Annotated in this window: 21 protein-coding genes; 13 read left to right on the top strand and 8 right to left on the bottom strand. The window is 64.9% G+C overall.

All coding sequences use genetic code 11. From position 1 onward, the window contains the following. The first annotated feature begins 43 nt into the window (after positions 1-43). Positions 44-1,432: an MFS transporter gene (locus IVB47_RS30430; RefSeq protein WP_247467004.1), complete on the top strand. Its 1,389-nt coding sequence runs from the start codon at positions 44-46 to the stop codon at positions 1,430-1,432. Between the two features lie 4 nt (positions 1,433-1,436). Here IVB47_RS30430 and IVB47_RS30425 read toward each other — a convergent pair whose 3' ends face one another. After that, entirely contained in the window at positions 1,437-3,056 is a 1,620-nt protein-coding gene (locus IVB47_RS30425; RefSeq protein WP_247467001.1) for a B12-binding domain-containing radical SAM protein, read from the bottom strand. A 255-nt stretch (positions 3,057-3,311) separates the two neighbouring features. On the opposite strand from IVB47_RS30425, the gene IVB47_RS30420 reads away from it, so the two are divergent. From IVB47_RS30420 to IVB47_RS30375, 10 genes are all read left to right on the top strand, one after another. Further along, the gene (locus IVB47_RS30420) at positions 3,312-3,761 is read left to right on the top strand and encodes a (2Fe-2S)-binding protein (RefSeq protein ID WP_247360071.1); all 450 of its coding nucleotides are present in this window, start codon (positions 3,312-3,314) and stop codon (positions 3,759-3,761) included. A gap of 11 nt (positions 3,762-3,772) precedes the next feature. Next, positions 3,773-5,959, top strand: coding sequence for a molybdopterin cofactor-binding domain-containing protein (locus tag IVB47_RS30415; protein WP_247466999.1), 2,187 nt, complete (start codon positions 3,773-3,775; stop codon positions 5,957-5,959). 54 nt (positions 5,960-6,013) lie between these two features. Then, positions 6,014-7,285 carry an NAD(P)/FAD-dependent oxidoreductase gene (locus tag IVB47_RS30410; RefSeq protein ID WP_247466997.1) on the top strand — a complete coding sequence of 424 codons (1,272 nt, stop codon included), beginning with the start codon at positions 6,014-6,016 and terminating at the stop codon, positions 7,283-7,285. Further along, a complete protein-coding gene (gene soxX, locus IVB47_RS30405) occupies positions 7,278-7,730 on the top strand; it encodes a sulfur oxidation c-type cytochrome SoxX (protein WP_247466993.1) in 453 nt (150 codons plus the stop codon). Before IVB47_RS30410 ends, soxX begins: the two co-directional genes overlap by 8 nt. Positions 7,731-7,738: 8 nt before the next feature. Continuing rightward, complete coding sequence (locus IVB47_RS30400; RefSeq protein WP_247466989.1) at positions 7,739-8,206, top strand: SoxY-related AACIE arm protein; 468 nt, start codon at positions 7,739-7,741, stop codon at positions 8,204-8,206. After that, positions 8,206-8,523, top strand: a complete 318-nt coding sequence (gene soxZ, locus IVB47_RS30395) for a thiosulfate oxidation carrier complex protein SoxZ (protein ID WP_027568779.1) — start codon at positions 8,206-8,208, stop codon at positions 8,521-8,523. The genes IVB47_RS30400 and soxZ overlap by 1 nt, the downstream gene beginning before the upstream one ends. Further along, positions 8,520-9,299 (top strand): sulfur oxidation c-type cytochrome SoxA, encoded by a 780-nt coding sequence (soxA, locus tag IVB47_RS30390; RefSeq protein ID WP_247288447.1) that lies wholly within the window; start codon positions 8,520-8,522, stop codon positions 9,297-9,299. The genes soxZ and soxA overlap by 4 nt, the downstream gene beginning before the upstream one ends. Positions 9,300-9,377: 78 nt before the next feature. Continuing rightward, positions 9,378-10,700 (top strand): extracellular solute-binding protein, encoded by a 1,323-nt coding sequence (locus IVB47_RS30385; RefSeq protein ID WP_247466985.1) that lies wholly within the window; start codon positions 9,378-9,380, stop codon positions 10,698-10,700. Then, complete coding sequence (locus tag IVB47_RS30380) at positions 10,697-11,635, top strand: sugar ABC transporter permease (RefSeq protein ID WP_018457161.1); 939 nt, start codon at positions 10,697-10,699, stop codon at positions 11,633-11,635. The genes IVB47_RS30385 and IVB47_RS30380 overlap by 4 nt, the downstream gene beginning before the upstream one ends. Continuing rightward, the gene (locus IVB47_RS30375; RefSeq protein WP_247360076.1) at positions 11,632-12,456 is read left to right on the top strand and encodes a carbohydrate ABC transporter permease; all 825 of its coding nucleotides are present in this window, start codon (positions 11,632-11,634) and stop codon (positions 12,454-12,456) included. The genes IVB47_RS30380 and IVB47_RS30375 overlap by 4 nt, the downstream gene beginning before the upstream one ends. On the opposite strand, the gene IVB47_RS30370 is transcribed toward IVB47_RS30375, so the two are convergent. From IVB47_RS30370 to IVB47_RS30360, 3 genes are all read right to left on the bottom strand, one after another. After that, entirely contained in the window at positions 12,457-14,112 is a 1,656-nt protein-coding gene (locus IVB47_RS30370) for a regulator (RefSeq protein WP_247360077.1), read from the bottom strand. It lies immediately after the preceding gene. 10 nt (positions 14,113-14,122) lie between these two features. After that, positions 14,123-14,824 carry an isochorismatase family cysteine hydrolase gene (locus IVB47_RS30365; protein WP_247466982.1) on the bottom strand — a complete coding sequence of 234 codons (702 nt, stop codon included), beginning with the start codon at positions 14,822-14,824 and terminating at the stop codon, positions 14,123-14,125. A gap of 204 nt (positions 14,825-15,028) precedes the next feature. Further along, positions 15,029-15,997, bottom strand: coding sequence for a hypothetical protein (locus IVB47_RS30360; RefSeq protein WP_247360079.1), 969 nt, complete (start codon positions 15,995-15,997; stop codon positions 15,029-15,031). A 188-nt stretch (positions 15,998-16,185) separates the two neighbouring features. Between IVB47_RS30360 and IVB47_RS30355 the strand changes: the two genes are divergently transcribed. Next, the gene (locus IVB47_RS30355; RefSeq protein ID WP_247360080.1) at positions 16,186-19,662 is read left to right on the top strand and encodes an indolepyruvate ferredoxin oxidoreductase family protein; all 3,477 of its coding nucleotides are present in this window, start codon (positions 16,186-16,188) and stop codon (positions 19,660-19,662) included. Positions 19,663-19,821: 159 nt separating this feature from the next. Here IVB47_RS30355 and IVB47_RS30350 read toward each other — a convergent pair whose 3' ends face one another. The 4 genes from IVB47_RS30350 to IVB47_RS30335 all read right to left on the bottom strand — a co-directional run bounded on the left by IVB47_RS30350 (position 19,822) and on the right by IVB47_RS30335 (position 24,775). Beyond that, positions 19,822-21,549 (bottom strand): FAD-dependent oxidoreductase, encoded by a 1,728-nt coding sequence (locus tag IVB47_RS30350; RefSeq protein WP_247466979.1) that lies wholly within the window; start codon positions 21,547-21,549, stop codon positions 19,822-19,824. A 59-nt stretch (positions 21,550-21,608) separates the two neighbouring features. After that, positions 21,609-22,628 (bottom strand): trypsin-like peptidase domain-containing protein, encoded by a 1,020-nt coding sequence (locus tag IVB47_RS30345; protein ID WP_247399673.1) that lies wholly within the window; start codon positions 22,626-22,628, stop codon positions 21,609-21,611. A gap of 91 nt (positions 22,629-22,719) precedes the next feature. Continuing rightward, the gene (locus IVB47_RS30340; RefSeq protein ID WP_247466976.1) at positions 22,720-23,169 is read right to left on the bottom strand and encodes a gluconate 2-dehydrogenase subunit 3 family protein; all 450 of its coding nucleotides are present in this window, start codon (positions 23,167-23,169) and stop codon (positions 22,720-22,722) included. A 7-nt stretch (positions 23,170-23,176) separates the two neighbouring features. Next, positions 23,177-24,775 carry a GMC family oxidoreductase gene (locus IVB47_RS30335; protein WP_247466973.1) on the bottom strand — a complete coding sequence of 533 codons (1,599 nt, stop codon included), beginning with the start codon at positions 24,773-24,775 and terminating at the stop codon, positions 23,177-23,179. A gap of 196 nt (positions 24,776-24,971) precedes the next feature. On the opposite strand from IVB47_RS30335, the gene IVB47_RS30330 reads away from it, so the two are divergent. Next, positions 24,972-25,760, top strand: coding sequence for a thermonuclease family protein (locus IVB47_RS30330; protein ID WP_247466970.1), 789 nt, complete (start codon positions 24,972-24,974; stop codon positions 25,758-25,760). Positions 25,761-25,913: the final 153 nt, after the last annotated feature.

Here is a 25,913-nt window from a genome sequence, read left to right as displayed (position 1 = left end):
CCAAGTTCCATAGAGCCGGCGGCCGGAGCAACGCGCTAACGCAATGACAATCACGTTACCTGCCGGCGCGCGCGAGCCCGACAACACCATTTCCGACGGCCTTCCAGCCGCACAGCGGCGCTGGGCCATTGCGGCGATCTTCACCGCGCTGGCGATGGCCTCGCTCGACACCGCGATCGCCAACATCGCGCTGCCCGCCATTGCCGGCGACCTGCATGTCAGCCCGGAGCAATCGGTGTGGGTGGTCAACGTCTACCAGATCGCGCTGGTGGCGACGCTGCTGCCGCTGGGAGCACTCGGCGAGATCGTCGGGCATCAGCGCATTTATCTCGGCGGCCTAATCCTGTTCACCATCGCCTCGCTATTCTGCGCAGTGGCCTGGTCGCTGGAGAGCCTGCTGGTTGCGCGCACGCTGCAAGGGCTGGGTGCGAGCGGCATCATGAGCGTCAACACGGCGCTGGTGCGCTTCGTCTATCCCGGCCGGATGCTCGGCCGCGGCTTCGGCCACAATGCGCTGGTGGTCGCGACCGCCTTCACCTTCGGTCCCTCGATCGCCTCCGCCATCCTCGCGCTCGGCCCGTGGCCATGGCTGTTCGCCGTCAACATCCCGTTCGGCCTCGTCGCGCTCGGCATCGGATTTGCGATGCTGCCGAAGACGCCGCGCGCCGATCACGGCTTTGACTTTCTCGGCGCGGCCCTCGCGTCGGCCTGCCTCGGCCTGTTCATCACGGGCATCGGCAGTGCTGCGCATAATCTCTCACCGGTGGTCGTGGGCATCGAGCTGGTCACGGCTCTCGCGCTCGGCTTCATCCTGACGCGCCGCCATGCCGACCATCCGGCGCCGATGCTGCCGATCGACCTGTTCAGCCGGCCGATGTTCGCGCTGTCGGCGGCGACGGCGGTGTGTTCCTTTGCGGTGCAGGGCCTCGCCTTCGTCTCGCTGCCGTTCTATTTCGAGGACGTGCTGGGGCGTTCGCAGGTCGAGACCGGATTCTTCATGACGCCGTGGCCGCTGGTGGTCGGCATCATGGCGCCGATCGCCGGGCGCCTCTCCGACCGGCACGCGGTCGGACTGCTCGGCGGCATCGGCCTCGTGCTGCTCGGCCTCGGCATGGCGCTGCTCGCGATGCTGCCGGCCAATCCTGCGATTCCCGACATCATCTGGCGGATGGTGATCTGCGGCATGGGCTTCGGCTTCTTCCAGGCGCCGAACATGAAGGCGGTGATGTCGAGCGCGCCACCGCATCGCAGCGGCAGCGCCTCGGGCATCGTCGCCACCGCGCGCCTGACCGGGCAGACGACGGGGGCGGCGCTCGCCGCAGCCTGCTTCTCGCTCGCCGGTCACGACGGCGCGGTCGTGGCCTTGGCACTCGGCGCCGGGTTCGCGGCACTCGGCAGCGTGATGAGCTTTTTGCGGCTGGCGGTGAAGTAGACCGTCAGGCCAGATGTCGGGCCGCCGTCACCTCGACGGTCGCGACCGGAATGACCGTCTCCTCGTCGAGTGCGGCGAGGCGCGTATCGATGGCAGCGATGACCTTGCGCGAGAACGGCCCGAGATGCGCATAGGCGGCGATCATCTGCACGGCAATCCGCGCCGACGTGGTGTCGCGCTTGGCGCAGTTCATGAAGGTCTGCCACAGCGGCCCGCGCGCCTCGGGAAGGGCTGTGACGACCTTGTGCACCGTTTCCATCGCGCCGATCCGGGCGCGGATATCGCCTTCCGCGAGCTCCTGGCGCTGGCGAGAGCGGTCGAGCAGCGTCATCAGACGGTCGATGCGCCTTGCATAGGCCGCCGGGCTGTAGATGTGCTCCAGCACGCGCTTGTAGTCCGTCAGGATGTCGCGCAATGGACGCACCGGATCGAAGTTGATCCCGGCGGTGCACTGATCCGCGCCGATGGTCGGCGCCAAATCGTGGCCCGGATGCAGCCGGCCTTCGCGCTCCAGGCGGCGCGTCAGCTGGGTGTTCGGCAAGGCATAGAGCAGGCCGACCATGCTGACCGGGATCGCCGCCTCTTCGATGAAGTCGATCATGGCATCAGCCATCGAGAGCTTCTCATTGTCGAAGCCGACGATGAAACCCGCGGTGACGAGCATGCCCGCGGCGTAGATCTTGTGGATGCTCTCGGCGATGTTGCGCCGCGTGTTCTGCTTCTTCCGCATCGCGACCAGCGTCGCCGGATCCGGACTTTCGATACCGACGAAGATGGCGAAGAAATTCGCCTGGCCCATCAGGTCCAATAGCTCGGGATCGTCAGCCAGATTGACAGAGGCTTCAGTGGACAATTCGAAGGGATAGCCGTGGGCACGCTGCCATTCGGCGAGCTGGGGCAGGAACAGCCGGAGCGACTTCTTGTTGCCGATGAAGTTGTCGTCGACGAAGTCGAGATGGCCGCGGTAGCCCATGGCGTAGAGCCTGTCGAGCTCGACCAACATCTGCTCGTTCGTCTTGGTTCGCGGCACCCGGCCATAGAGCTCGATGATGTCGCAGAACTCGCAGGTGAACGGGCAGCCGCGGGAATACTGCACACCGAGATAAAGGTAGTCCTCGAACTTGAGCAGGTCGAAGCGCGGCACCGGCGTCTTGGTGACGTCGGCCTGGAATTTCGGCGCGATGAAGACGCCGGAGCGTGCGCCACTGTCCCACGCGGCGACGAATTCGTGGAGAACGCTTTCGGCCTCGCCGAGCACCTGGAAGTCGGCCCTCTCATAGATATGGGGGCTCGAGGTGGGATCGGGACCGCCGACGACCACCGGCTTGCCCGCGGCACGGCAAATTTCGATCAGGCGCAGCGTGTCGGCCTGCTGCGGCATCATTCCGCCGGTGAAGACGACGTCGGCCCAGGAAAGATCCTCGTCGCTGAAGGCTTCCGTGTTGCAATCGATCAGCCGGACCGTCCAGCTCTCGGGCAGCATCGCGGCAACGGTGATCAGCCCCAAAGGGGCCGCGGGGCGCTTTACGCCCAACACTTTGCAGGATTCGCCAAAGCTCCAGAAGGACTCTGCCGAGAACAGCGGATAGAGCATCAGGACTTTGCAAGGCTGCGATACGTTCATGGAACCTCTTTTTGGCTGATTCCACTGTAGCAGAGCATTGTCGACTTGCACCCCGGCAAAAGGGACAAACTGTCGCTCTCGGTTCCAATGGGGCGGCGCAGGAGCCGGTAAACGTCGTCCCAAGCCGTGCCCAGAGCCGGCCGGGAGGAAATCTCCGGCGGCTACCCCTCGGACTATTGATTTGAACGTTTCCAATTTGCCGGACACATTGCGCGCTGAGTCCAGTCGGTGGATTGGACCAATCAGGGGACTGCGATGGCAAACCTAACAATCAACGGAAAAACCTTCACGCTCGACGTCGAGCCGGATACGCCCCTGCTGTGGGCGATCCGCGAGAATGCCGGCCTGACCGGTACGAAATATGGCTGCGGCATTGCACAATGCGGCGCCTGCACCGTTCACATCGACGGCGTCGCCACCCGCTCCTGCGGCGTTTCGGTCAGCGAGGCCGCAGGCAAGAAGATCACGACCATCGAAGGGCTCGCCTCCGGCAACGCACTGCACAAGGTGCAGGAAGCCTGGATCGCCCAAGATGTTCCGCAATGCGGCTATTGCCAGAGCGGCATGATCATGGCGGTGGCGGCGCTGCTGAGCGAGAAGCCGAAGCCGACCGACGCCGACATCGACGAGGCCATCACCAATATCTGCCGCTGCGGCACCTTCCAGCAGGTGCGCGAAGCGATCCACACGATCGCAAGCGCGTAAGGAGCCGCCACATGAACAAGCATGTCTCTCCCAGGATGAACCGCCGTGCCTTCGTCGTCGGCACCGCCGCGGTCGGCGCAGGTCTCGCAATCGGCCTCGATATCCCCTTCGGCGGCCCCGCCGTGGTCCGCGCGGCCGACGGCTCCCCCGAGATCGGCGCCTGGGTCGTGGTCAGGCCCGACGACACCGTCGTCATCCGCATCGCCCGCTCGGAAATGGGCCAGGGCTCGCTCACCGGCCTTGCCCAGCTGGTCGCCGAGGAACTCGAATGCGACTGGTCGAAGGTCTCGACCGAATATCCGACACCGGGCCAAAGCGTCGCCCGCAAGCGCGTGTGGGGCGATTTCTCGACCGGCGGCAGCCGCGGCATCCGCTCTTCGCAAGACTATGTCCGCAAGGGCGGTGCCACCGCACGCATGATGCTGATCCAGGCCGCCGCCGAGGCGTGGAAAGTGCCGGCATCGGAATGCACGGCCGCCAACAGCGTCATTACCCACACGCCGTCCGGCAAGACCACGACCTACGGCAAGGTCGCCGAGGCCGCGGCCAAGTTGACGCCACCGGCCGATGTCAAGCTGAAGGACCCCAAGGACTGGAAGCTGATCGGCAAGGGCGTGAAGCGGCTGGACACCGCCGAGAAGACCACCGGCACCATGATCTACGGCATCGACGTCAAGCTGCCGGGCATGCTGAACGCCGCGATCAAGGACTGCCCGGTGTTCGGCGGCAAGCTGAAGAGCTATGACGAAGCCAAGATCACCGGCATGAAAGGCGTCAAAAAGGTCGTCAAGGTCGGCGACACCGCGGTCGCGGTCGTTGCCGACACCTGGTGGCACGCCAAGACCGCGCTGGAGGCGCTGCCGATCGTCTGGGACGAGGGCGACAACGCCAAGGTCTCGAGCGAGTCGATCGCGAAATGGCTGACCGAGGGTCTCGACAACGCGCAGCCGGCCTATGTCGGCAACAAGAACGGCGACGCCAAGGCGGCGATTGCCGGTGCCGCCAAGAAGATCGAGGCCGTCTACAGCTATCCCTACCAGAACCACGCCACCATGGAGCCGATGAACGCCACGGCGCTCTACACGGCGGACAAATGCGAGGTCTGGTGCGGCACGCAGAATGGCGAGGCGGCCTTCGCGGCCACGTTGGAAGCGTCGGGCCTGCCGGCGGAGAAGTGCGACGTGCACAAGGTGATGCCCGGCGGCGGCTTCGGCCGGCGCGGCCAGACCGACTACGTCCGCCAAGCCGTCTTGATCGCCAAGGAGATGCCGGGCACGCCGATCAAGCTGTTGTGGTCGCGCGAAGAGGACATGGCGCACGGCCGATATCACCCGATCACCCAGTGCAAAATGACCGGCGCGTTCGATGCGGACAACAATCTGGTCGCGCTGCACTACCGCCTATCCGGGCAATCGATCCTGTTCTCGCTCCGCCCCGAAGCGCTGCAGAACGGCATGGATCCGGCCGCGTTCCAGGGCGTCGCCCAGTCCGGCGAAGCCGCGTTCGGTTACTCCGTGCCAAACCTCCTGGTCGAGCATGCGATGCGCAACCCGCACGTTCCGCCGGGCTTCTGGCGCGGCGTCAACGTCAATCACAACGCGATCTACATGGAATGCTTCATGGACGAGCTGGCCCAGGCCGCAGGCCAGGACCCGCTCGAATTCCGCCGCAAGCTGATGGGCAATCACCCCAAGCATCTGGCGGTGCTCAACGCCGTGGCCGAGAAGATCGGCTGGAGCACCCCGGCGCCACAGGGCATCTATCGGGGCATTGCGCAGGTGATGGGCTATGGCAGCTATGTCGCCGGCGCCGCCGAAATCTCGGTGACCGACGGCAACAAGATCAAGGTACATCGTATCGTCGCCTCCACCGATCCCGGCTACGTCGTCAATCCGGCCCAGGTGGAGCGGCAGATCGCGGGCTCCTTCGTCTATGGCCTCTCCGCGCTGTTCTACGGCGGCTGCACCGTCAAGGACGGCAAGATCGAGCAGACCAACTTCGACACCTACAATTCGATGCGCATCAACGAGATGCCGAAGGTCGAATCGGTAATGGTGCCGAGCGGCGGTTTCTGGGGCGGCGTCGGCGAGCCGACCATCGGCGTCGCGGCGCCGGCGGTGCTCAATGCGTACTTCGCGGCGACGGGCAAACGGATTCGTTCGGTGCCGTTGCGCGACCAGAACATCACCTTCGCCTGAGAAACGCCGCGGCGGACGTAACGGCCGCCGCGGCCCACTTTCCGGACAAGACTCATGAATGCGCCGGTGACACGGCGGGATGCCGTCCTCGGCTTCGCCGCCGCGGCCACATCATTCGCCGTCCCTTCGATCCTGCGCGCGCAATCGGCGGGCCGCCTCGTCGTGGTCGGCGGCGGCTTTGGCGGCGCCGCGTGCGCCCGCGCGCTGAAGCGCGCGCAGGCAAACCTGCAAGTCATCCTGATCGAACCCAATACGGTCTTCACCTCCTGCCCCTTCAGCAACGAGGTAATTGCCGGCCTGCGCGACATCGAAGCTCAGCAATTTGGCTATGACGGGCTCGGTGCCGAAGGCGTGACGGTGATCAGCCAGGCCGTGACCACAATCGAGCCGCAGCTGCGCAGCGTCGTGACGGCCGATGGCGTTGCGCTGCCCTATGATCGTCTCGTCCTCTCTCCCGGCATCGACTTCCATTTCGAGGCTCTGCCTGGCTACGACGACGCGGCATCAGAAAAGATGCCGCATGCCTGGAAGGCTGGCGCGCAGACGCTGCTGCTGCGTCGCCAGTTGGAGGCCATGCCGGACGGCGGCACTGTCGCCATTGCGATCCCCGCCAATCCCTCGCGCTGTCCGCCGGCACCTTACGAGCGCGCCAGCCAGATCGCGCATTACCTGAAAACCAAGAAGCCGCGGTCGAAAGTGTTGATCCTCGATGCCAAGGACAATTTCTCCCAGCAGCGACTGTTCGAGAAGGCGTGGAAGGAGCTTTACGGCGACATGATCGAACGCATCGGGCTGTCGCAAGGCGGCCGCGTGACCTCGGTCGATCCCGCGACAAGGACCATCGTCACCGAATTCGGCAACTACACCCCTGACGTCGCCAACGTCATCCCGCCGCAGCGAGCGGGACGCATCGCCGAGATCGCGGGGGCTACAGATGCCACCGGCTGGTGCCCGATCGATCCTGTTACCTTCGAGTCGAAACTCGTCCCGAACATCCACGTCATCGGCGATGCCTGCCTCGGCGGGGGCATTCCCAAATCGGCATCCGCGGCAAGCGCACAGGGCAAGGCCTGCGCCGCCGCGATCGTGAACCTCCTTGCCGGCCGCGCACCAGAAACGCCGCGATTGACAGGCGTCTGCTACAACATTGTCGCACCCGGCTACGGCTTTTCACTCGCGGGCAATTACCAGCCCAGGGGCGACATCTTCGCCGAGGTCGAGGGCGGCGCGACCAGCCCGGTCGATGCGCCGCGCGAATTGCGCGCCCGCGAGGCAACCGAAGCCGAGCGCTGGTTTCGAACCATCACGGCGGACACCTTTGGCTAGAACATCGGTCCATATCGCAGCGCTGACCGCCGCCAGTATCGCCTTCGCCTGCCATGCAGGAGCCGAGCAACTCCGGCCCTACAACATCGCCGGCGACGGCATTGCGGAATCGCTCACCGGCGCGCCAGGCGATGCCGCGCGCGGGCGCGCGCTCGTGCTCGCGCGCACGACGACCTGCATCCTGTGCCATTCCGGCCCCTTCCCGGAGACCCGGTTCCAGGGCGACCTCGCGCCTGACCTCTCGGGTGCAGGGAACCGCTGGACGGTGAGCCAGTTGCGGCTTCGACTGGTCGATGCGGCGCGCTTCAACCCGGAGACCATCATGCCGTCCTATTATCGCACCGATCACCTCGTGCGGGTCGGGCGAAATTTCGTCGGCAAACCGATCTTGTCCGCCGCCGAGATCGAGGACATCGTGGCTTTTCTCGCAACACTTCGGGACTAGGACTGTTCATGCCGACCACGCGACGACAATTCCTGAACCTTGCCGGAAGCGTGACGGTCGCCGGGACGATCCCGATCGTCACGCTGCGGCCGATCGAGGCGACACCGGCGATGCTCACCGCCGCGATCCGAAACGTCGTCGGCGAAGCACCTGTACGCACCGGCAAGGTGAAGCTCGACATTCCGCCGCTGGTCGAGAACGGCAACACGGTGCCGCTGACCGTGAGCGTCGCGAGCCCGATGACGGCGGACGACTACGTCAAGAGCATCCACGTCTTCAACGAGAAGAATCCGCAGCCGAACATCGGCAACTTCCATCTCGGCCCCTCCTCCGGTCGCGCCCAGGTCTCGACCCGGATTCGGCTCGCGGATACCCAGAAGGTGGTGGCGATCGCGCGCCTTTCCGACGACACGTTCTGGCAGGTCACGACCGAAATCGTCGTGACGCTGGCCGCCTGCACCGAGGAGATGAATTGATGGCCGCGCTCATCAACGTTCCGGCGAAAGCCAGACGCGGCGAAATCGTCGAGATCCGCACGTTGACCTCGCACATCATGGAGACCGGCTTCCGCCATACCGCGGACGGCGCGCTGGTCCCGCGCGACATCATCACGAGCTTTACGTGCCGCTACAACGGCACCGAGATTTTTCGCGCCGATCTCTTCCCGGCGATCGCGGCCAATCCCTATCTGTCGTTCTTCACGGTCGCGAAGGAGAGCGGCAAGTTCGAGTTCGAATGGATCGGCGACAACGGCTATTCGTCCAGCGCGTCCGCGTCGATCACGGTCGAATGAGTTTTTGGCGCGCGATATCGGCCGCGGCGCTCCTCGCCACGGCCCCTGCCCTGCTCGCCGGCGAGATTCGACTGGACGCGCGTCGCTCCGGCTATTCGTTCATGGGGCCGGACACGCGTGCGATGCAGGATGACGACAGCTCAAATCCCGGCATGCTGTTCGTGCTCGACGGTGAGGCGTTGTGGACGAAGAGGACCGGCAGCGCCGACAAGGCCTGTGCGGATTGCCATGGCGATGCACGCGGCAGCATGAAAGGCGTCGCGGCGCGCTACCCGGCCTTCGACAAGGCGCTGGCACGCCCGGTCACGCTCGACCAGCGCATCAATCTGTGCCGCAGCAATCATCAGCAGGCACCGCCGCTCCCCTACGAGAGCCGCGACCTGCTGGCGCTGTCCGCCTTGGTCGCGCACCAATCGCGCGGGGTCGCGATCACGGCCGGCGACGATCCGCAACTGAAGCCATTCGTCGAACAGGGCCGCGACCTCTTCATGCAGCGCGAGGGCCAGCTCAACCTTGCCTGCACCAATTGCCACGACGACAATTTCAACAACCGGCTTGCCGGCGCGCCGATCACGCAGGGACAGCCAACCGGCTATCCGCTTTATCGCCTGGAATGGCAGACGCTGGGATCGCTGGAGCGGCGGCTACGCAGTTGCATGACCGGTGTCCGCGCCCAGGCCTATGATTTCGGCGCGCCCGAGCTGGTCGCGCTCGAACTCTATCTGATGTCGCGGGCGCATGGCTTGCCGATGGAAACGCCGGCCGTGCGGCCCTGAATTCCACAGATTAGGGCTAGGCAGACGCGGAACGGCCGCTAGTATCCGCCCAAATTGAGTCATAGGGAGGGACCTCGAGTGGTCAACCACAAAATCTCGCGTCGTACGCTCTTGACCGGCACTGCCGCAGCTGGCGCGCTCAGCCTGACGGGATTGCCGGCGCGCGCCGAGCTGAACTGGAAGAAATACGCAGGGACCAAGCTCGAGGTGATCCTCGCCAAGGGGCCCCGCGGCGACAACCTGCAAAAATACGTCAAGGAGTTCACCGAGCTCACTGGCATCCAGGTCGAAGCGGAGCAGATTCCCGAGCAGCAGCAGCGCCAGAAGGTGGTGATCGAGTTCACCTCGGGCCGTCCGAGCTTCGATGTCGTCCATCTCAGCTATCATGTGCAGAAGCGGCAGTTCGAGAAGGCCGGCTGGCTCGCCGACTTGACGCCCTTCATGAAGGATCCGGCGCTGACCGCGCCCGATCTCGTCGAGAGCGACTTCTCGGCCGCGGGCCTGCAATATGCCAGGAACGACAAGGGCCAGATGCTGTCGCTGCCCTGGTCGGTCGATTATTTCATCCTCTACTACAACAAGGAGCTGTTCGAGAAGAAGGGCGTCGCCGTTCCCAAGACCCTCGACGAGATGGCCGCGGCGGCCGAGAAGCTCACCGATACCAAGGAAGGCATCTACGGCTTTGTCGGGCGCGGCTTGCGCAACGCCAACATGGCGATGTGGAGCAACTTCTTCCTCAATTATGGCGGGGAATTCCTCGACGCCAAGGGCAACATCCTGACCGATGGTCCGGAAGCCATTGCCGCGACCAAGCTGTATCAGACGCTCCTGACAAAGTCGGCACCTCCAGGCGTCGCCGGCTTCAACTGGATGGAGTCGATGGCCTCGTTCACGCAAGGCCGATCCGCGATGTGGATCGACGGCGTCGGCTGGGCGCCGCCGTTGGAAGACCCGGCCGCCTCGCGCGTTGTCGGCAAGGTCGGCTACACCGTCGTGCCCGCCGGCCCCAAGGGCCAATATTCCTCGACCTATGGCGACGGCATCGGCGTTGCCGCTGCAAGCAAGAACAAGGAAGCCGCCTATCTGCTCTGCCAATGGGTGGTCTCGAAAACCCAGGGCGCGCGGCTGCTGCAGGCCGGCGGCGGCGTGCCGTTCCGCAATTCGATCCTCGGCGATCCCGAGGTCCAGAAGGGCGTCAAGACCAAGGAATGGCTGCAATCGGTGATCGATTCCGGCAAGATCAGCAAGCTCGGCCTGCCCGTCGTGATTCCGGTCGCCGAATTCCGCGACATCGTCGGCGCCGCGGTCACTGCGACCTTGTCCGGCGCCGATCCTGCCGCCGAGCTGAAGAAGGCCAACGATCAGTACCGACCGATCCTGGAGCGTAGCGAGAAGGCGTGAGTGCGTTGACACAATCGACTCCGGGCGCGGCACAGTCTGATGCCGCGCCGGAGAAGGAGTTGCGGCCGCCGTCCTACTGGCCGTTCGTGGTCCCGGCGCTGGTCGTCGTGATCGCGATCATCATCTTTCCGTGGGTCTTCACGATCTGGATGAGCCTGAACGAATGGAAGGTCGGCTCGTCGACCACCTTCGTGGGATTGTCCAATTATCTGCGGCTGACGAGCGATCCCCGCTTCATTGAGGCCATCGGACATACACTGGTCTACACCGCACTCTCCGTGCTGCTGCCGCTCGTGCTCGGCACGTTTGCGGCCGTGGTGTTTCACCAGAAATTCCCCGGCCGCGGCTTTCTGCGCGGCGTCTTCATCATGCCGATGATGGCGACGCCGGTGGCGATTGCGCTGGTCTGGACCATGATGTTCCACCCGCAGCTCGGCGTATTGAACTATCTGCTGTCACTGGTCGGAATCCCTGCGCAGCTCTGGGTATTCCATCCCGCGACCGTCATTCCCTCGCTGGTGCTGGTCGAGACCTGGCAATGGACGCCGCTGGTCATGCTGATCGTGCTCGGCGGCCTGGCCGCGATCCCGACAGAGCCTTATGAAAGTGCACAGATCGACGGCGCGAGCATCTGGCAGGTGTTCCGCTTCATCACCCTGCCGCTGATCATGCCATTCCTGTTCATCGCCGGCATGATCCGCATGATCGACGCCGTGAAGAGCTTCGACATCATTTTCGCAATCACCCAGGGCGGACCGGGATCGGCGTCGGAGACGATCAACATCTATCTCTACAGCGTCGCCTTCTCCTATTACGACCTCGGCTACGGCTCGGCGATCGCGGTCGTGTTCTTCCTGCTGATCGTTCTGCTCGCGGCGGTGATGCTTTATGCGCGCCAACGCATGCTGTGGACCGAGATCGCGAGCGGCACATGAGTCCAAGGCAAATCATCGGCAAGATCGGCCTGTGGTTCTCGGTGTTCCTCATCGTGTCGCCGGCGATCCTGTTCTTTCTCTGGATGCTGTCGCTGTCGCTCAAATTCGAGATCGACAACGCCGCCTACCCGCCGGTGTTCTTTCCCGAGCATGTCGCCTGGAAAAACTATGCCGACGTGCTCGCCTCCAACCGCTTTCTGACCTATTTCATCAACAGCCTGATCGTCACCGGCAGTGCGACGCTGCTTGCGCTGCTCGTCGGCGTTCCCGCCGGTTACGGGATTGCGCGGATGGCTGCGCACAAATCCGCGATCGTGATCCTGATCGCCCGCATCACGCCGGGCCTGTCCTATCTGATCCCGTTGTTTCTCATGTTCCAGTGGCTGGGACTGCTCGGCACGCTGGTGCCACAGATCATCATCCACCTCGTGGTCACGGTGCCGATCGTGATCTGGATCATGATCGGCTATTTCGAAACGACGCCGATGGAGCTGGAAGAAGCAGCCCTGATCGACGGCGCCACGCGCTGGCAGGTCTTCCACCATGTCGCGCTGCCGATCGCCAAGCCCGGCATCGCGGTCGCCTTCATCCTGGCCGTGATCTTCTCCTGGAATAATTTTGTGTTCGGCATCGTGCTGGCCGGACGCGAGACCCGCACCCTGCCGGTTGCCGTCTACAACATGATCTCGTTCGACCAGTTGAGCTGGGGGCCGCTCGCGGCCGCCGCGCTGATCGTCACCCTCCCGGTGCTGCTGCTGACGGTGTTCGCCCAGCGACAGATCGTCGCCGGGCTCACCGCGGGTGCCGTCAAAGGCGGGTAGCTACTCCGCCGGTGCCGCGTGCATGTCCGCATGCGGCATGTAGGGCTCGCTCGCGCCGAGCCTGCTGGCCGCGAATAGACCGGCGGCCATCACGGCATAGGCGAACGCGACCGCGGGCGTGACGCCAAAGCCGCCGCCGATGCCGACGGCTTCGCCGTGCATGAAGCCGAAGTAGGTCAGAACCGCACCAACTAGCGCAAACGCCGAGGCTTTCTCGAAGTCGCGCTCGATGATGAAGACACCGATCGCACCCAGGATCAGGCCGCCGAGGATGGAGCCGCCGCCCATGATCTCGAGCCCGTGATAGAACACGCCCTGCTGCGGCAAGGCGGCGATCGCGGCCGCCTTGACCGCGTCGGCCTTGTCGGCGGCCATTCCGCCGACCGTCGCAGCCGCGTTCATGGTCGAGCCCAACATGGTGTCGATCTGGAGCTTGGCCCACGCAGCCAGATGCGGCGTCAGTGCCAGCACGATGGCGGGCGCGTGCTTGACCGGCGTGGTCTGGAACGCCTGCGCGCCGATCAGCATGCCGATATAGAGCAGGATCGGCGAGATCGCGACGACCGGCACCAGCGCCAGCAGCACCGAGATGATGCCGAACCAGGCCAGCACCACCACCATGACGCCGGTCGCGGCCGAATAGCCGATCCGGCCGCCCATCGCCTTCCAGCCGGGATGGCCGATATAGACGGCATTGATGAAGGGATTTCCCATCAGGCAGCCGATCAGGCTGACGATTCCGTCGGCGGTGAGCACGCGCGTGGTCGGATATTCGTCGCCGGCGGCTTCCGCGCTCTCGACATTGTCCATGGCTTCGACGAGATCATAGATGCCGAACGGAATGGCCGTAACCAGGATGATTCCGAGGAATTCGAAGCCGGAGAAGACGTAGCCCACCGCCGGGATCGGCACCGAGAAGCCGAAATTCGCGAAGGCATCACCGACGCCCTTGACACTCAGTCCACCGAGACCGAGGCCGAACAGATTCGACCCCCATGCGATGACCATGCCCACCGCGATCGCAACGAGACCGGCGGGAATGCCGCGCCAATATTTCACGCCGCCGAACCAGCTCACCAGGATGATGGCGAAGCAGACCAGGCCGATCTGCGGCGTCATGTACATTTCGAGTGCCGGTCGCATCGAGATGAAGGTGACGGATACGCCGGCGAGCGTGCCGAGCAGCGCCGCACGCGGCGTGATCTTTCGAATGAAAGGCGCAATGAAGCCACCGATCATTAGGATAAAACTCTGGAAGAACACCCAGACCAGGCCCGCCGACCAACCCTTGAGCGGATCACCGGTCTTGATCGTGATCGGCAGCATGATCACGAAGGTGACGATGAACATGTGCGGCACGCTGACGCCCGATGGCAGCGCGCAGACGTCGGTGCGGCCGGTCTTCTGCGCAAGGCGATAAGCGAGAAATGCGTAGTAGAAGGTGGAAAGACACATCATCAAGCCGAGTGCGGGCAGGATGCGGCCGAACACCAGTGAGTCGGGCATCTTCAAAACGAAGCGTAACAGGCCTGTGAGCACCAGCATGTTGACGAGGATGTTGGTGCCGAAGCCGAAAAACGCGTTCCAGTCGCCCGGTGTCCATAGTGCCGGCTTGAACTCGGAGGTGCCGGCCGTCCCTGTCGTGCCTGTGCTCATGGTGATGCCCCTACGCTGATGTGGAAATCTTCATCGCCTCCAGAACCGCGGCTGAGCTTGCGACCCAGCCGAAGATGCCGCCCTGGGCCTTGATCATCTTCAGGCCCATCTCGTGAAACTCAGGAAAGTAGGACGCGCAGCCGTCCGAGATGACGACGCAGCGATAGCCGCGGTCGTTGGCCTCGCGCACGGTGGTGTTGACGCACACTTCGGTGGTGACGCCACACACCAGCAGATTTTCGATGCCGTATTTCTCCAGCACGTCGGTGAGCTCGGTGGCGTAGAACGCGCCCTTGCCGGGCTTGTCGATCACGATCTCGCTGTCGAGCGGATAGAGCTCCGGGATGATGTCGTGGCCCGCCTCGCCGCGAATGAGAATGCGGCCCATGGGACCGGGATCGCCGATGCGAAGGGATGGCGCGCCGCGCTCGACTTTCGCCGGCGGCGCGTCGGAGAGATCGGGCAGATGGCCCTCGCGCGTGTGGATCACCAGCATGCCGGTATCCCGCGCGGCCTTCAGCACCGCACCGATCGGCTTCACCACGCGCGCGAGCTGGCTGACGTCGTTGCCGAGCGCCTCGCCGAAGCCGCCGGGCTCCATGAAGTCGCGCTGCATGTCGATGATGAGGAGCGCGGTGGCCGACAAGTCGAGTGCGATCGGCCCGGGTTCGGCGCTGATCGCGCCCAATGTCGGCTTGCTTGAGTTCAACATGACGCCCGCCCCTCGCGAGAACTCTCTGTGCCAGGAGTTCTGCAAGCGCCGTGCCATTGTGTACAATGACGATCGGGCGGACAGCGCGGGAAAATTTGCTGCACTGTCAGAACGTTATCAGGCTGCCTCGCGTCTGCTTATTCGCTGTGCGACGACTTTGCGACGTGCATTTGCCTAGAGGATGAGCGACAACGAAGCTCGTTTTTAGCGGGCAGTATCTCCGTACAGCCGTCGATATTCTTCCTCATACGGTGCGTAGGAATCCTTCAGCGTGGCCATGTTCAGCAGCATGGTCGCGACCACAATGTTTGTCTTGTCGAACACGCGCGTCTTCACCCAGGCGCTCTCGGTGCGGCGGCTGCCGGAGAGCGCGACAACCTCGCGCTCGACTTCGTACTCCTCGTCAACAAACAGCGGGCCCTTCACCAGCCTGATCTCCTGGTCGGCGAACAGACCGACGGCCGGTCCCTTGGCCGGGAGAGGATCGTCCTTGGAGCGGTACTGGAACAGCACGCTCAGCATCTCCATCGGGATGATCGCCCTGCCCCACGGATTCGAAGAAGGATTGCCGACGCCTGAATAATACGGCGAGGTCTCGGTGATCACCGCGAGCTTCTGCCGCAGCGAGAACGGATAGAGGTCGCCCATGATCTGATCGAACGCCATCCGCACCGCCTGGCGCCGGCTCGTCTGCGCGACCTTCACGTCGCGCAGGATCACGGGATCAGTGAGCGGCTTGAGTTCGCCAAGACGCGCCTCCAGCGCGGTCGCGGCGTGCGGTTCTCCGACCGAGGCCGTGCCGCGCAGCACCTCCGTGCCGTCGCGCTTGACCATCTGGATCTGGCACTGGCTGGTGCCGGGCAACGGCTTCGACAGGATCGCCTGCACCTCCTCGCCTTCGTAACAGACGCTGCGGTAATGCGCGGAGAGACAGCCGCTCTCGAACCAGGCCTGTCCCCACAAACGCGCACCCAGCGGTGCGAACTGGCTGAAATGGGTCGGACCCTCGATGGTGCCGCCCTTGAAGCCGAGCTTCTGCGCGGTGGCGTCGTCGTGGATCGAGGCGTGCGCGTCGTAGGTTTGGGCTTGCAGCATCTGACGCGGCTGACGCCACGGCCCGATCAGGGCTCCGTCGGTCTCCGTGATCTCGGTATCGAACGCTTGTGCCGTCATGATGTCCTCCGCAAGCAAGCCATGACTAGCAGGAGCGCCACGGATGCGGCCAGCGATATTGACTTCGTCTGCGCATCCCTTTGACTGTCACAATTCGCGTCGCGCAGCCGCTCCTCCCTCCCGCAGCGCAAACCCCAAGTCGAATACCAAGTCGAATAAAAGCCGAACAAGAGACGAGGACTCCTGAAATGACGCTGATGCAGGTCGAGCTGGACGACAAATACCGGCTCGAATCGAAGCGGATCTTCCTGTCCGGCACGCAGGCGCTGGTCCGGCTGCCCATGTTGCAGCGCGAACGCGACCGGCTGCAGGGGCTCAACACCGGCGGCTTCATCTCGGGCTATCGCGGTTCCCCGCTCGGCATGTACGACCACGCGCTGTGGCGCGCGAAGGAACATCTCCAGCAGCACGACATCGCCTTCGTCCCCGGCCTGAACGAGGACCTCGCGGCGACCGCCGTCTGGGGCAGCCAGCAGGTCGGCCTGTTTCCCGGCGCCAAGGTCGATGGCGTGTTCGGAATCTGGTACGGCAAGGGCCCCGGCGTCGATCGCTCGGTGGATGCGCTCAAGCATGCGAATGCCGCCGGTACCTCGCTCAATGGCGGCGTGCTCGCGCTTGCCGGCGACGACCACGGCTGCCAATCCTCGACACTGGCGCACCAGAGCGAACAGGTATTTGCAGCGGCGCTGATCCCCGTGATCAACCCGGCGACACTGCAGGATTATCTCGACCTCGGCCTCTACGGTTTTGCGCTGTCGCGCTTCTCCGGCTGCTGGGTCGGCTTCAAGGCGATCAGCGAAACGGTGGAAAGCTCGGCCTCGATCTATAGTGACCCCGAACGCATCCAGATCAAGCTCCCTGACGATTTCGAGATGCCGCCCGGCGGCCTCAACATCCGCTGGCCCGACCCGCCGCTGGACGCCGAGAAGCGCCTGTTCGGCCCCAAGATGGCGGCGGTGCAGGCCTTTGCCCGCGCCAACCAGCTCGACCGCATCGTGCTCGACTCCAGACCGGCACGGCTCGGCATCGTCGCGACTGGCAAGGCTTATCTCGATCTGCGGCAGGCGCTGGCCGATCTGGGCATTACCGACAAGGACGCGCAGGATTTGGGCTTGCGCATCTACAAGGTCGCACTGACCTGGCCACTTGAGGAAAGCGGGGCCAAGCGCTTCGCCGAAGGACTTCAGGACGTGCTGGTCGTCGAGGAGAAGCGCGGCTTCATCGAAGACCAGCTGATGCGCATCCTCTACAATATCGATGCGTCCAGGCGCCCGACCGTGACGGGAAAACGCGACGAGCGCGGCGCGCCGCTACTGCCAAGCGAGGGCGAGCTGACGCCGACTCTCGTTGCATCCGCGCTGGTGGCCCGGCTGCGCAAGCTCGGCCACCACAGCCCGGTGCTGGAGCAGCGCCTCGCCCGGCTCGAGGCCTTCGACACTCCTGTTCCGGCCTCCGCGCAAATCAAGCTCGCGCGCACGCCGTTCTTCTGCTCGGGCTGCCCGCACAACACCTCGACGCGCGTGCCCGAGGGCAGCCGCGCCATGGCCGGCATCGGTTGCCACGGCATGGCTTTGAGCATGCCGACCCGCCGCACCGATTTGATCTCGCATATGGGCGCCGAGGGCGTGAACTGGATCGGACAAGCGCCCTTCACCACCGAGAAGCACATCTTCCAGAACCTCGGCGACGGCACCTACACCCATTCCGGACTGCTTGCCCTCCGCGCCGCGTCGGCCGCCGGCATCAGCATCACCTACAAGATCCTCTACAACGACGCCGTCGCGATGACCGGCGGTCAGCCGGCCGAGGGCGCCTTCAACGTCGCCCAGATCGCGCATCAGGTCTGGGCCGAGGGCGTCAAGCGCCTCGCGATCGTCTCGGACGATCCCACCAAATACCCTGACGGCAATTACTTCCCGCAAGGCGCGACCGTCCATCACCGCCGCGAGCTCGACGCCGTGCAGCGCGAGCTGCGCGACATCAAGGGCCTTACGGTCATCGTCTACGATCAGACCTGCGCCGCGGAAAAGCGCCGCCGCCGCAAGCGCGGGCTGTATCCGGATCCCGCCAAGCGCGCCTTCATCAACGAGCTCGTCTGCGAAGGCTGCGGCGATTGCTCGCAAGCCTCGAACTGCGTCTCGGTGCAGCCGCTCGAGACCGAGTTCGGCCGCAAGCGCCAGATCGACCAGTCGAACTGCAACAAGGACTTCTCCTGCGTGGAGGGTTTTTGCCCGAGTTTCGTCACCGTGCATGGCGGCACGCTCAAGCGGATCAAGACCTCGGCGGTAGACTCGGGCCAGTTGTTCGCCGACCTGCCGCTGCCCCCCGCGCGTGAGCTCGACGCCCCCTACAACATCCTCGTGACCGGCATCGGCGGCACCGGTGTCATCACCATCGGCGCGCTGCTCGGCATGGCCGCCCATGTCGACGGCCGCGGCTGCTCGGCTCTGGATTTCACCGGCCTGTCGCAGAAGAACGGCGCCGTGATGAGCCATGTGCGCATCGCCGCGAAGCCGGAAGACATCTCCGCGGTCCGCATCACCACAGGCGGCGCCGACGTCATCCTCGGCTGCGACATGATCGTCTCGGCAGGTCCCTCCGCGCTCAGCCGCGCCGAACGCGGCGTGACCAAGGCCTATGTCAACGCTGACCTGCAGCCGACCGCGAGCTTCGTGCAAAACCCCGACCTCGATTTCGAGGCGGGCACGATGCAGACGGTGCTGCGGGACGCTGTCGGCGACAAGAACCTCGACATCATCGACGCCACCGGCATTGCCTCGGCGCTGATGGGCGATTCGATCGCGACCAACCCGTTCATGCTCGGCTTCGCCTTCCAGAAGGGCGCGATCCCGTTGTCGTTGGAGGCGCTCTTGCGCGCCATCGAGATCAACGGGGCCGCGATCGAAATGAACAAGCTCGCCTTCAGCTGGGGACGACTCGCCGCCCACGACATGTCGCGGGTGCGTAGCGTGCTGCAATTCAGGAGCCGGGCCTCCGCGCCGACGAAGTCGCTCGACGACATCATCGCGACGCGCGCGGAGTTTTTGACCGGCTATCAGGACAGGGCCTACGCGGACCGCTATCTCGCCGCTGTCGCCAAGGCGCGCAAGGCGGAAGCGGCTGCCTCGCCAGCGTCCACGGAGCTGACCGAGGCTGTCGCGAAAAACCTGTTCAAGCTGATGTCCTACAAGGACGAGTACGAGGTCGCGCGGCTCTACACCGATGGCAGCTTCTCCAAGAAGGTCTCGGAGAAATTCGACGGCGACTTCAAGCTGAAGTTCTATCTGGCCCCGCCGATCTTCGCGCAGCGCGACAAGACCACCGGACATCTCCAGAAGAAGGAATTCGGCGGCTGGATGATCCACGCCTTCCGCGTCCTCGCCAGGCTGAAGTTCCTGCGCGGCGGCGCGTTCGATCCGTTCGGCCGAACCGAGGAGCGCCGGACTGAGCGGAAGCTGGTCGCGGATTATCTCGACATGATCGATCAGCGGATCGCCGGGCTGAAAGCGGAGCAGATCCCGCTGCTGGCGAGGCTCGCGCGGCTGCCGGAGACCATCCGCGGCTTCGGGCATGTCAAGGAAGCCAATATCAAACTGGCGGCGGCGGAGAAGGCGCGGCTGGAAGCGGAACTGGAGAACAGCCGCTTTGCGGCGGCTGCGGAGTAGCGGTAGGCCCGAACCCTTCTACGTCATTGCGAGGAGCCCCAGGAGCTTTTGCGACGAAGCAATCCAGACCGCCCTCCGCAGAGATAGGCAATCCAGAATCCGTGCCGCGGAAATAGCTGGATTGCTTCGCTGCGCTCGCAATGACTGCAGTGGAGATAGTTAGACCGACGTCGTAGCGGCGATCGGCGCCGCTGCCACACTCCCCTCCGCCAGATGGCGCCCTGCGATGTACCCGAATGTCAGTGCCGGTCCCAACGCGATCCCCGGCCCGGGACAATTGCCGTTCATGATCGAGCCCATGTCGTTGCCGCAGGCGTAGAGGCCGGCAACCGGCGCGCCGTCCTCGCGCAGCACGCGCGCCTGGGCGTCCACCTTCATGCCGATCGCCGTGCCGAGATCGGCGGGATAGATCCGCATCGCAAAGTACGGCGCACAGAGGATGGGCGCGACGCACGGGTTGGGCTTGTGAGCCGCGTCTCCGAGATGGCGTTGATAGATCGTGCTTCCGCGTCCGAATTCGGGATCGCGGCCCTCCTTTGCGCCTTCGTTGTAGCTCGCGATCGTCGCCGCGAGTGTAGACGGCTTGATGCCGATCTTCGCTGCGAGCTGCGCGATATCAGCGGCCTCGACCAACTCCCCGCTCGCCACATAGCGCCGGACACTGCGCGTGAACGGCTTGATGCGACCAAGGCCGTAGCTCCACAGGAACGGACGGTCGCAGATCAGATAGAACGGCCGGTCCGGTTCGCCGTCGCCGTCGCGCAGCATGGCGAGCACGAACTCGTGGTAGGAGAGTGCCTCGTTGACGAAGCGCCGGCCGGCCGCATTGACGGCGATCACGCCGGGCTTGGCGCGGTCGCTCACTGTGTGCGGGAAAACGCCGCGGCTGCCATCGGCGCGCCGAAACAGCGAGGCCGGCACCCAATAGGCCGGGCTCGTCGCATCCGTATTGAGCGCTGCGCCGGTTGCGGTCGCGAGGCGGAGCCCGTCGCCCGTACCGGACGTGTGGGCCGCCGAGATAAATCCGGCCGCGGGTGGGAAGAAGCGTTTTCGCAAGGTCGCGTCGTGTGAAAAGCCGCCGGTCGCCAGCACCACACCACGTCGCGCGGCAATCAGCCGATCGCGCGCCCCATGACGGATAATGACGCCGCCGACGCGCTCTCCCTGCGTCGACAGGCCTTCGACGTCCGCACTAAAGAGGATCTCGACCTGCCGGGCCAGCAGCGAGGCATACAGCCGCGCGGCGAGCGCATTGCCGAGATGCAGCGTCGTGCCGCGCGGGCTGCGCAGGCGCTGCCACGCATACTCCGAAAACAGCCGCGCCGCGCGAAGAGCCGAGCGCAGCGATTTTCCGACCCGCCGCAGATGCGGGATGTCGAGGCGGTTGACCATCATCCCGCCGAACAACGTGAACTCCGGCAGCGGCGCGCGCACCCGCGCGAAATGCGCGCCCAGCTGCGTGCCGTCGAAGACGACCGGCTCGAGTACGCGCCCACCCGTCGTCGCGCCCAGCCGCTCCGGATAATAGTCCGGACAGGCTTTCACCGGCTTGAGGCGAACTTGCGTGTTGGCTTCGAGATAGGCGACCGCCTCCGGTCCGCGCGCGAGGAAAGCGGCGCGGAGGCCCGCATTGGCGGGCTCGGGTACTGTGCTCGACAAATATCGCACGGCGTCCGTGACGCTATCGGTGAGCCCCGCCTCCTTCATTTTGGCACTGGCGGGAATCCAGACCATGCCGTCGGACCATGCGGTGATGCCGCCGACGAAAGCGGTCTTCTCGATCACCAGCACGCGCAGGCCTTCGGCGGCGGCGACGGCCGCGGCCGTCATGCCACCGGCGCCGGCGCCGACGACGATGACATCGTAGGTCTCATGCGCCGGCATCATGCGGCGGGGTTCCCGAAGCGAGGCATGACACCGTCATACCCCGCTTGGGCGCCCACACGCTAGCGGGCCGGCTTGCGCTCGACCGGATCGATATCGATCGCCCGCAGGCGGCCGAGCCGCAGCACGTCCATCGCCAGCCGCCGGCCGATCCGGTCGCGATCGAGCACACGGATCAGATCGTCGACGCCGTTGATCTCGACGCCGTCGAGGCCGATCACGACATCGCCGGACAACAGGCCCGCCTTCGCGGCCGGCCCGTCCGGCTCGATCTGCGCCAGCAGCGCGCCCATCTTGTTCTCGACGCCGGCCAGCACCGCGTGCCGCCGCGGGATCGGCGCGGTCTGGCCGGCCACGCCGATATAGGCGCGGCGGACATAGCCGTGGCGGATGATCTCCGACAGCACGAATTGCGCGGTGTTGCTGGCGACCGCGAAGCAGATGCCTTGTGCGCCATTGATGATCGCGGTGTTGATGCCGATCACCTCGGCATTCGACGACACCAGCGGCCCGCCCGAATTGCCGGGGTTGAGCGCAGCATCCGTCTGGATCACGTCCTCTATGGTGCGGCCACTGACCGAGCGGATCGAGCGCCCGAGCGCCGAGACCACTCCGGCGGTAACGGTCGATTCAAAGCCGAGCGGGTTGCCGATCGCGATCACGAGCTGACCGCGCCGCAAGGTCTTGGAGTTGCCGAGCGCCGCATAGGGCAAGTCCCGCACGCCGTTGGCGCGGAGCAGCGCAAGGTCAGTGTCGGGATCGACGCCGAGCACCCGGGCGTCGCCGACATGGCCCTCGACGTCGCGCAGCCGGATCTCCTTCGACGAGCCGACCACGTGGCTATTGGTGAGCACGAGTCCGTCCGGCGAGATCACGATGCCCGAGCCGAGCCCGCCGCGCTCGCGGCCGTTCGGCACCTTTGGTCCGGTCTCGACGCGCACGACGGCCGGACCGACGCGGTCGGTCACGTCGATGACGGCATTGGAATAGGCGTCCAGCAGGGCCCGGTCATCGACCGGGACAGCCGTTTCCGTTCGCGATGACGCGGCGTCATCGACGGTATCTGAGGTGAAATCCAACATGATAGGAGTCCTTGAGGCTCACACAGATGGTGGCCTGCTCCGTGAGGCGCAAGGGACCCGTCCGGGGCGCAAGGCTGGACTGCCCGGGTGGCTAGGGCGCCCGTCGCAGCGTGCCCGCCCTTGCCTTGACCGGATCCAGCAACGACCAGTCGCCATCCGGCAGCACGTAACCCAGGGGGAACGGCGCGCGTAGCTCGAGGCCGAGCGAGCGCAGCACACGGTCGTCGCGGTAGTAGCATTGCAGCACCACGCGGACGAGCGTCGCGGCAGCCGCGCCGCCGGAACTGCGAAACTCCTGCGCCACCGCATCGCGCCTGGCCGCATCGAGCTCGGCGAACGGTCGGCCCGCGAGCCGCCCCAGATGGTCGAGCGCCGCCGCCACCAATTTGGCGTCACGCCCCAGCGTCGCCAGCATGTCGGCCTGGATCGCGGGATCGTCGGCGCCGGGCACCTTGTACTCGTCGCTCGCGGGAACGATCATCGCGGCGATAGCGCGGAGGTCGTCGCGCTGGCTGCGTGTCAGTTGATTGTCTGCGGACATGTCGGCCTCAATCGAACAAATTGGCGAGGCGCTGCTTCATCTGGTCGGCGATGTAGAGCGCGAGGGCCTGAATGGTGGACGTCGGGTTGACCCCGCCCGATGTAACGAAGATGCTGCCATCGACGATGAAGAGATTCTTGACGTCGTGCGAGCGGCCCCATTCATTGACGACGGAGCGTTCGGGGTCAGTGCCCATCCGTGCCGTGCCGAGCAGATGCCAGCCGCCCCACGGGATCGGCGAGTTGACGCAGATGTCGCTCGCCCCCGCGGTTTCGAGAATCTCCCGCCCGCGCGCCAGCGCATGCTCCATCATCTTCCGGCTGTTCTCGCTGATCGTGTAGTCGATCTTCGGCGCGGGAATGCCGTGGCCGTCCTTCAAGACCGGATCGAGCGTGACTTGGTTATGCTCCTCCGGCAGGTCCTCGCAGATCGCGGAAAAGCCGAGCCGGTGGCCGTTGAGCTTGCGGAAGATGCGGTGATGATCGGCGCCCCACGGCAGAATGCCCTTCTGCTCGCTGACGACAGCCTCGAACACCGGCCCCGCGCCGCGCACGAACTGAACGCCATAGCCGCGCACGAAGCCGCGCGAGAGGTCCGTGTCATACCATTCCTTGCTCCACAGGCAGGTCGGCGGCGCGCGGTTGCTATCGGTCGGCTCTTTTACGTAGCCGTAGATCTGCGCATAAGGATGGAACATCAGGTTCTTGCCGACGAGGCCGGACGAATTGGCAAGCCCGTTCGGAAAGCGATTCGATGCCGAATTCAGCAGCAGCCGCGGCGTGCCGACGCCGTTGCAGGCGATGATGACGACATGCGCCGGCTGGAACTGCTCGACGTCGTCCTTGTCGTAATAGACCACGCCGGTGGCCATGCCGTTCTCGTCGGTGGTGATCTCGCGCACCCGGCAGTGCGTACGCAGCTCGACGCCGGCGCGGACCGCGTGCGGCCAATAGGTGATGTCGGTCGAGGACTTGGCGCCTTGCGCGCAGGCTGGCGTGCAATGGCCGAGATTGATGCAGCGCGCGCGGCCCTCGTAGTCCATGGTCGCGACTGTCGTATCCGACGGCCACCAGTGCCAGCCGAGCTTGTTCATGGTCTTGCCGATGATCGCACCGGACAACCCCATCGGCTGTTGCGGCATCGGCGGATGCGTCAGCGGTGAGAGCGGATCGCCCGACAGGCCGGACGTGCCCATCATCCGGTCGTTCTCTTCGAAGAACGGGGTCAGCGCGTCGTAGTCGATCGGCCAGTCGTCGGCGACGCCGTCGAGCGTCCTCACCTTGAAATCTGAGGGATGCAGCCGCGGCCAGTGCGCGGTGTACATCACCGTCGAGCCGCCGACCGCATTATAGTTGACGACTTTGATCGGCGAATCGTCGTCGTTGATCGGATAGTCTTCGGGGCGGCCGCGGACGTTGGGGCTCGACGACCACTCGCCGTAGAACTTGGCCTCCCAGTCCCGGCCCGTGCTGGGATATTCCGCCGGGTTCATCCAGCCGCCCTGCTCCAGGCAGAGAATATGCATCTTGGTCTCGGCCAGCGACCACGCCACCGCCGCGCCGGAAGCGCCGGCGCCGATGATCAGGACGTCCACGGGGTCTTTCATCGCAAATTTTTCCTCCCTTCGCCGCTTCCCGGGCGATTCGGCCTCCGCTCCGCAAGGCCCGCGAACGATAGGATCAGAGCTCCGGCTGAGTAAAGCCGCGAGGTCGGAATGTCGCACTTCGCGGGGCGCAGACCATTGGTATCGCCACATCCGGATGCTAGGAACAAGGCGCACGAGCCATCGATAGCGAGACCTTATGTCCTTCCGAAAGTCCTTTGCCAGCGCCCGCGCTTTTGCGCTCGTTTCCTTTATTGCCCTGTCCGGATTTCTGGGCACCTCCGGCCCGGCCTCGGCGCTGACCGCCGCCGCGACGGTCCGCGACGGCAACGCCATCCAGCTCGGCGACGTCACCTACCGCCTCGACGGCGTCGACGCACCCGAGCTGGACCAGGTCTGCATCGACGATCACGCCGATCCCTGGACCTGCGGCATCGAGGCCCGCGACCAGCTCGCCAAGCTGATTGGCAAGCGATCGGTGCGTTGCGACGATGTCGGACCGGAAAAGAGTTTTGGCAAGCGGCACCGCGCGATCTGCACGGCCGAAGGCGACAAGACCAGCTTGAACGAGCAGCTCGTCAAGCTGGGCTTTGCCATCGCCCGCGAGCCGGTCAAGGCGAACGTCAAGTCGGCCGCGACCGACGCGAAATCAACCTCGGCCGGAATATGGAGGGGCTGCTTTGTTGCACCGCAAGAATTCCGCACCGGCAAGAAGGACGGCGCGCTCCTGGGCGCAGCCTGCCGCGCCGATCGCGACAAGGAGATTCGCGCGGTGTTGTTTCCCGAGGATCTGACGATGCCGCCGAGCTGTGGCATCAAAGGCAAGCTTGCGGTCCGCGCGCGCGTGACCGGCAACATCGGCATCTACCATTTACGGGGCTGCCCGAGCTACCCCGCGACCACCAAACCGGACCGCTGGTTCTGCTCGGAGGACGACGCCCAGGCTGCGGGCTTCCGCAAGGCCTACAATTGCCGGCGGCCGAAATAACGAAGCCCATCACGCACCCGTGAGCGGCAACCGGAGACAGTATTCATCCGGAATTGAACTCTATCGGGAGTTGCTGCATTTGTAAGCGTACGCAAGCGCTTTGCGCGAGCGTTTCCTTGGCGGCAATCCGGCTCCGGCCCGATTGCTTTGCTC

Origin of the sequence: Bradyrhizobium sp. 62 (assembly GCF_023073035.1) — a bacterium.
In the GTDB taxonomy this organism is placed as follows: domain Bacteria; phylum Pseudomonadota; class Alphaproteobacteria; order Rhizobiales; family Xanthobacteraceae; genus Bradyrhizobium.
Note: the sequence above shows the minus strand (reverse complement) of the source record. Positions and strands in the feature narration are given on the sequence as shown.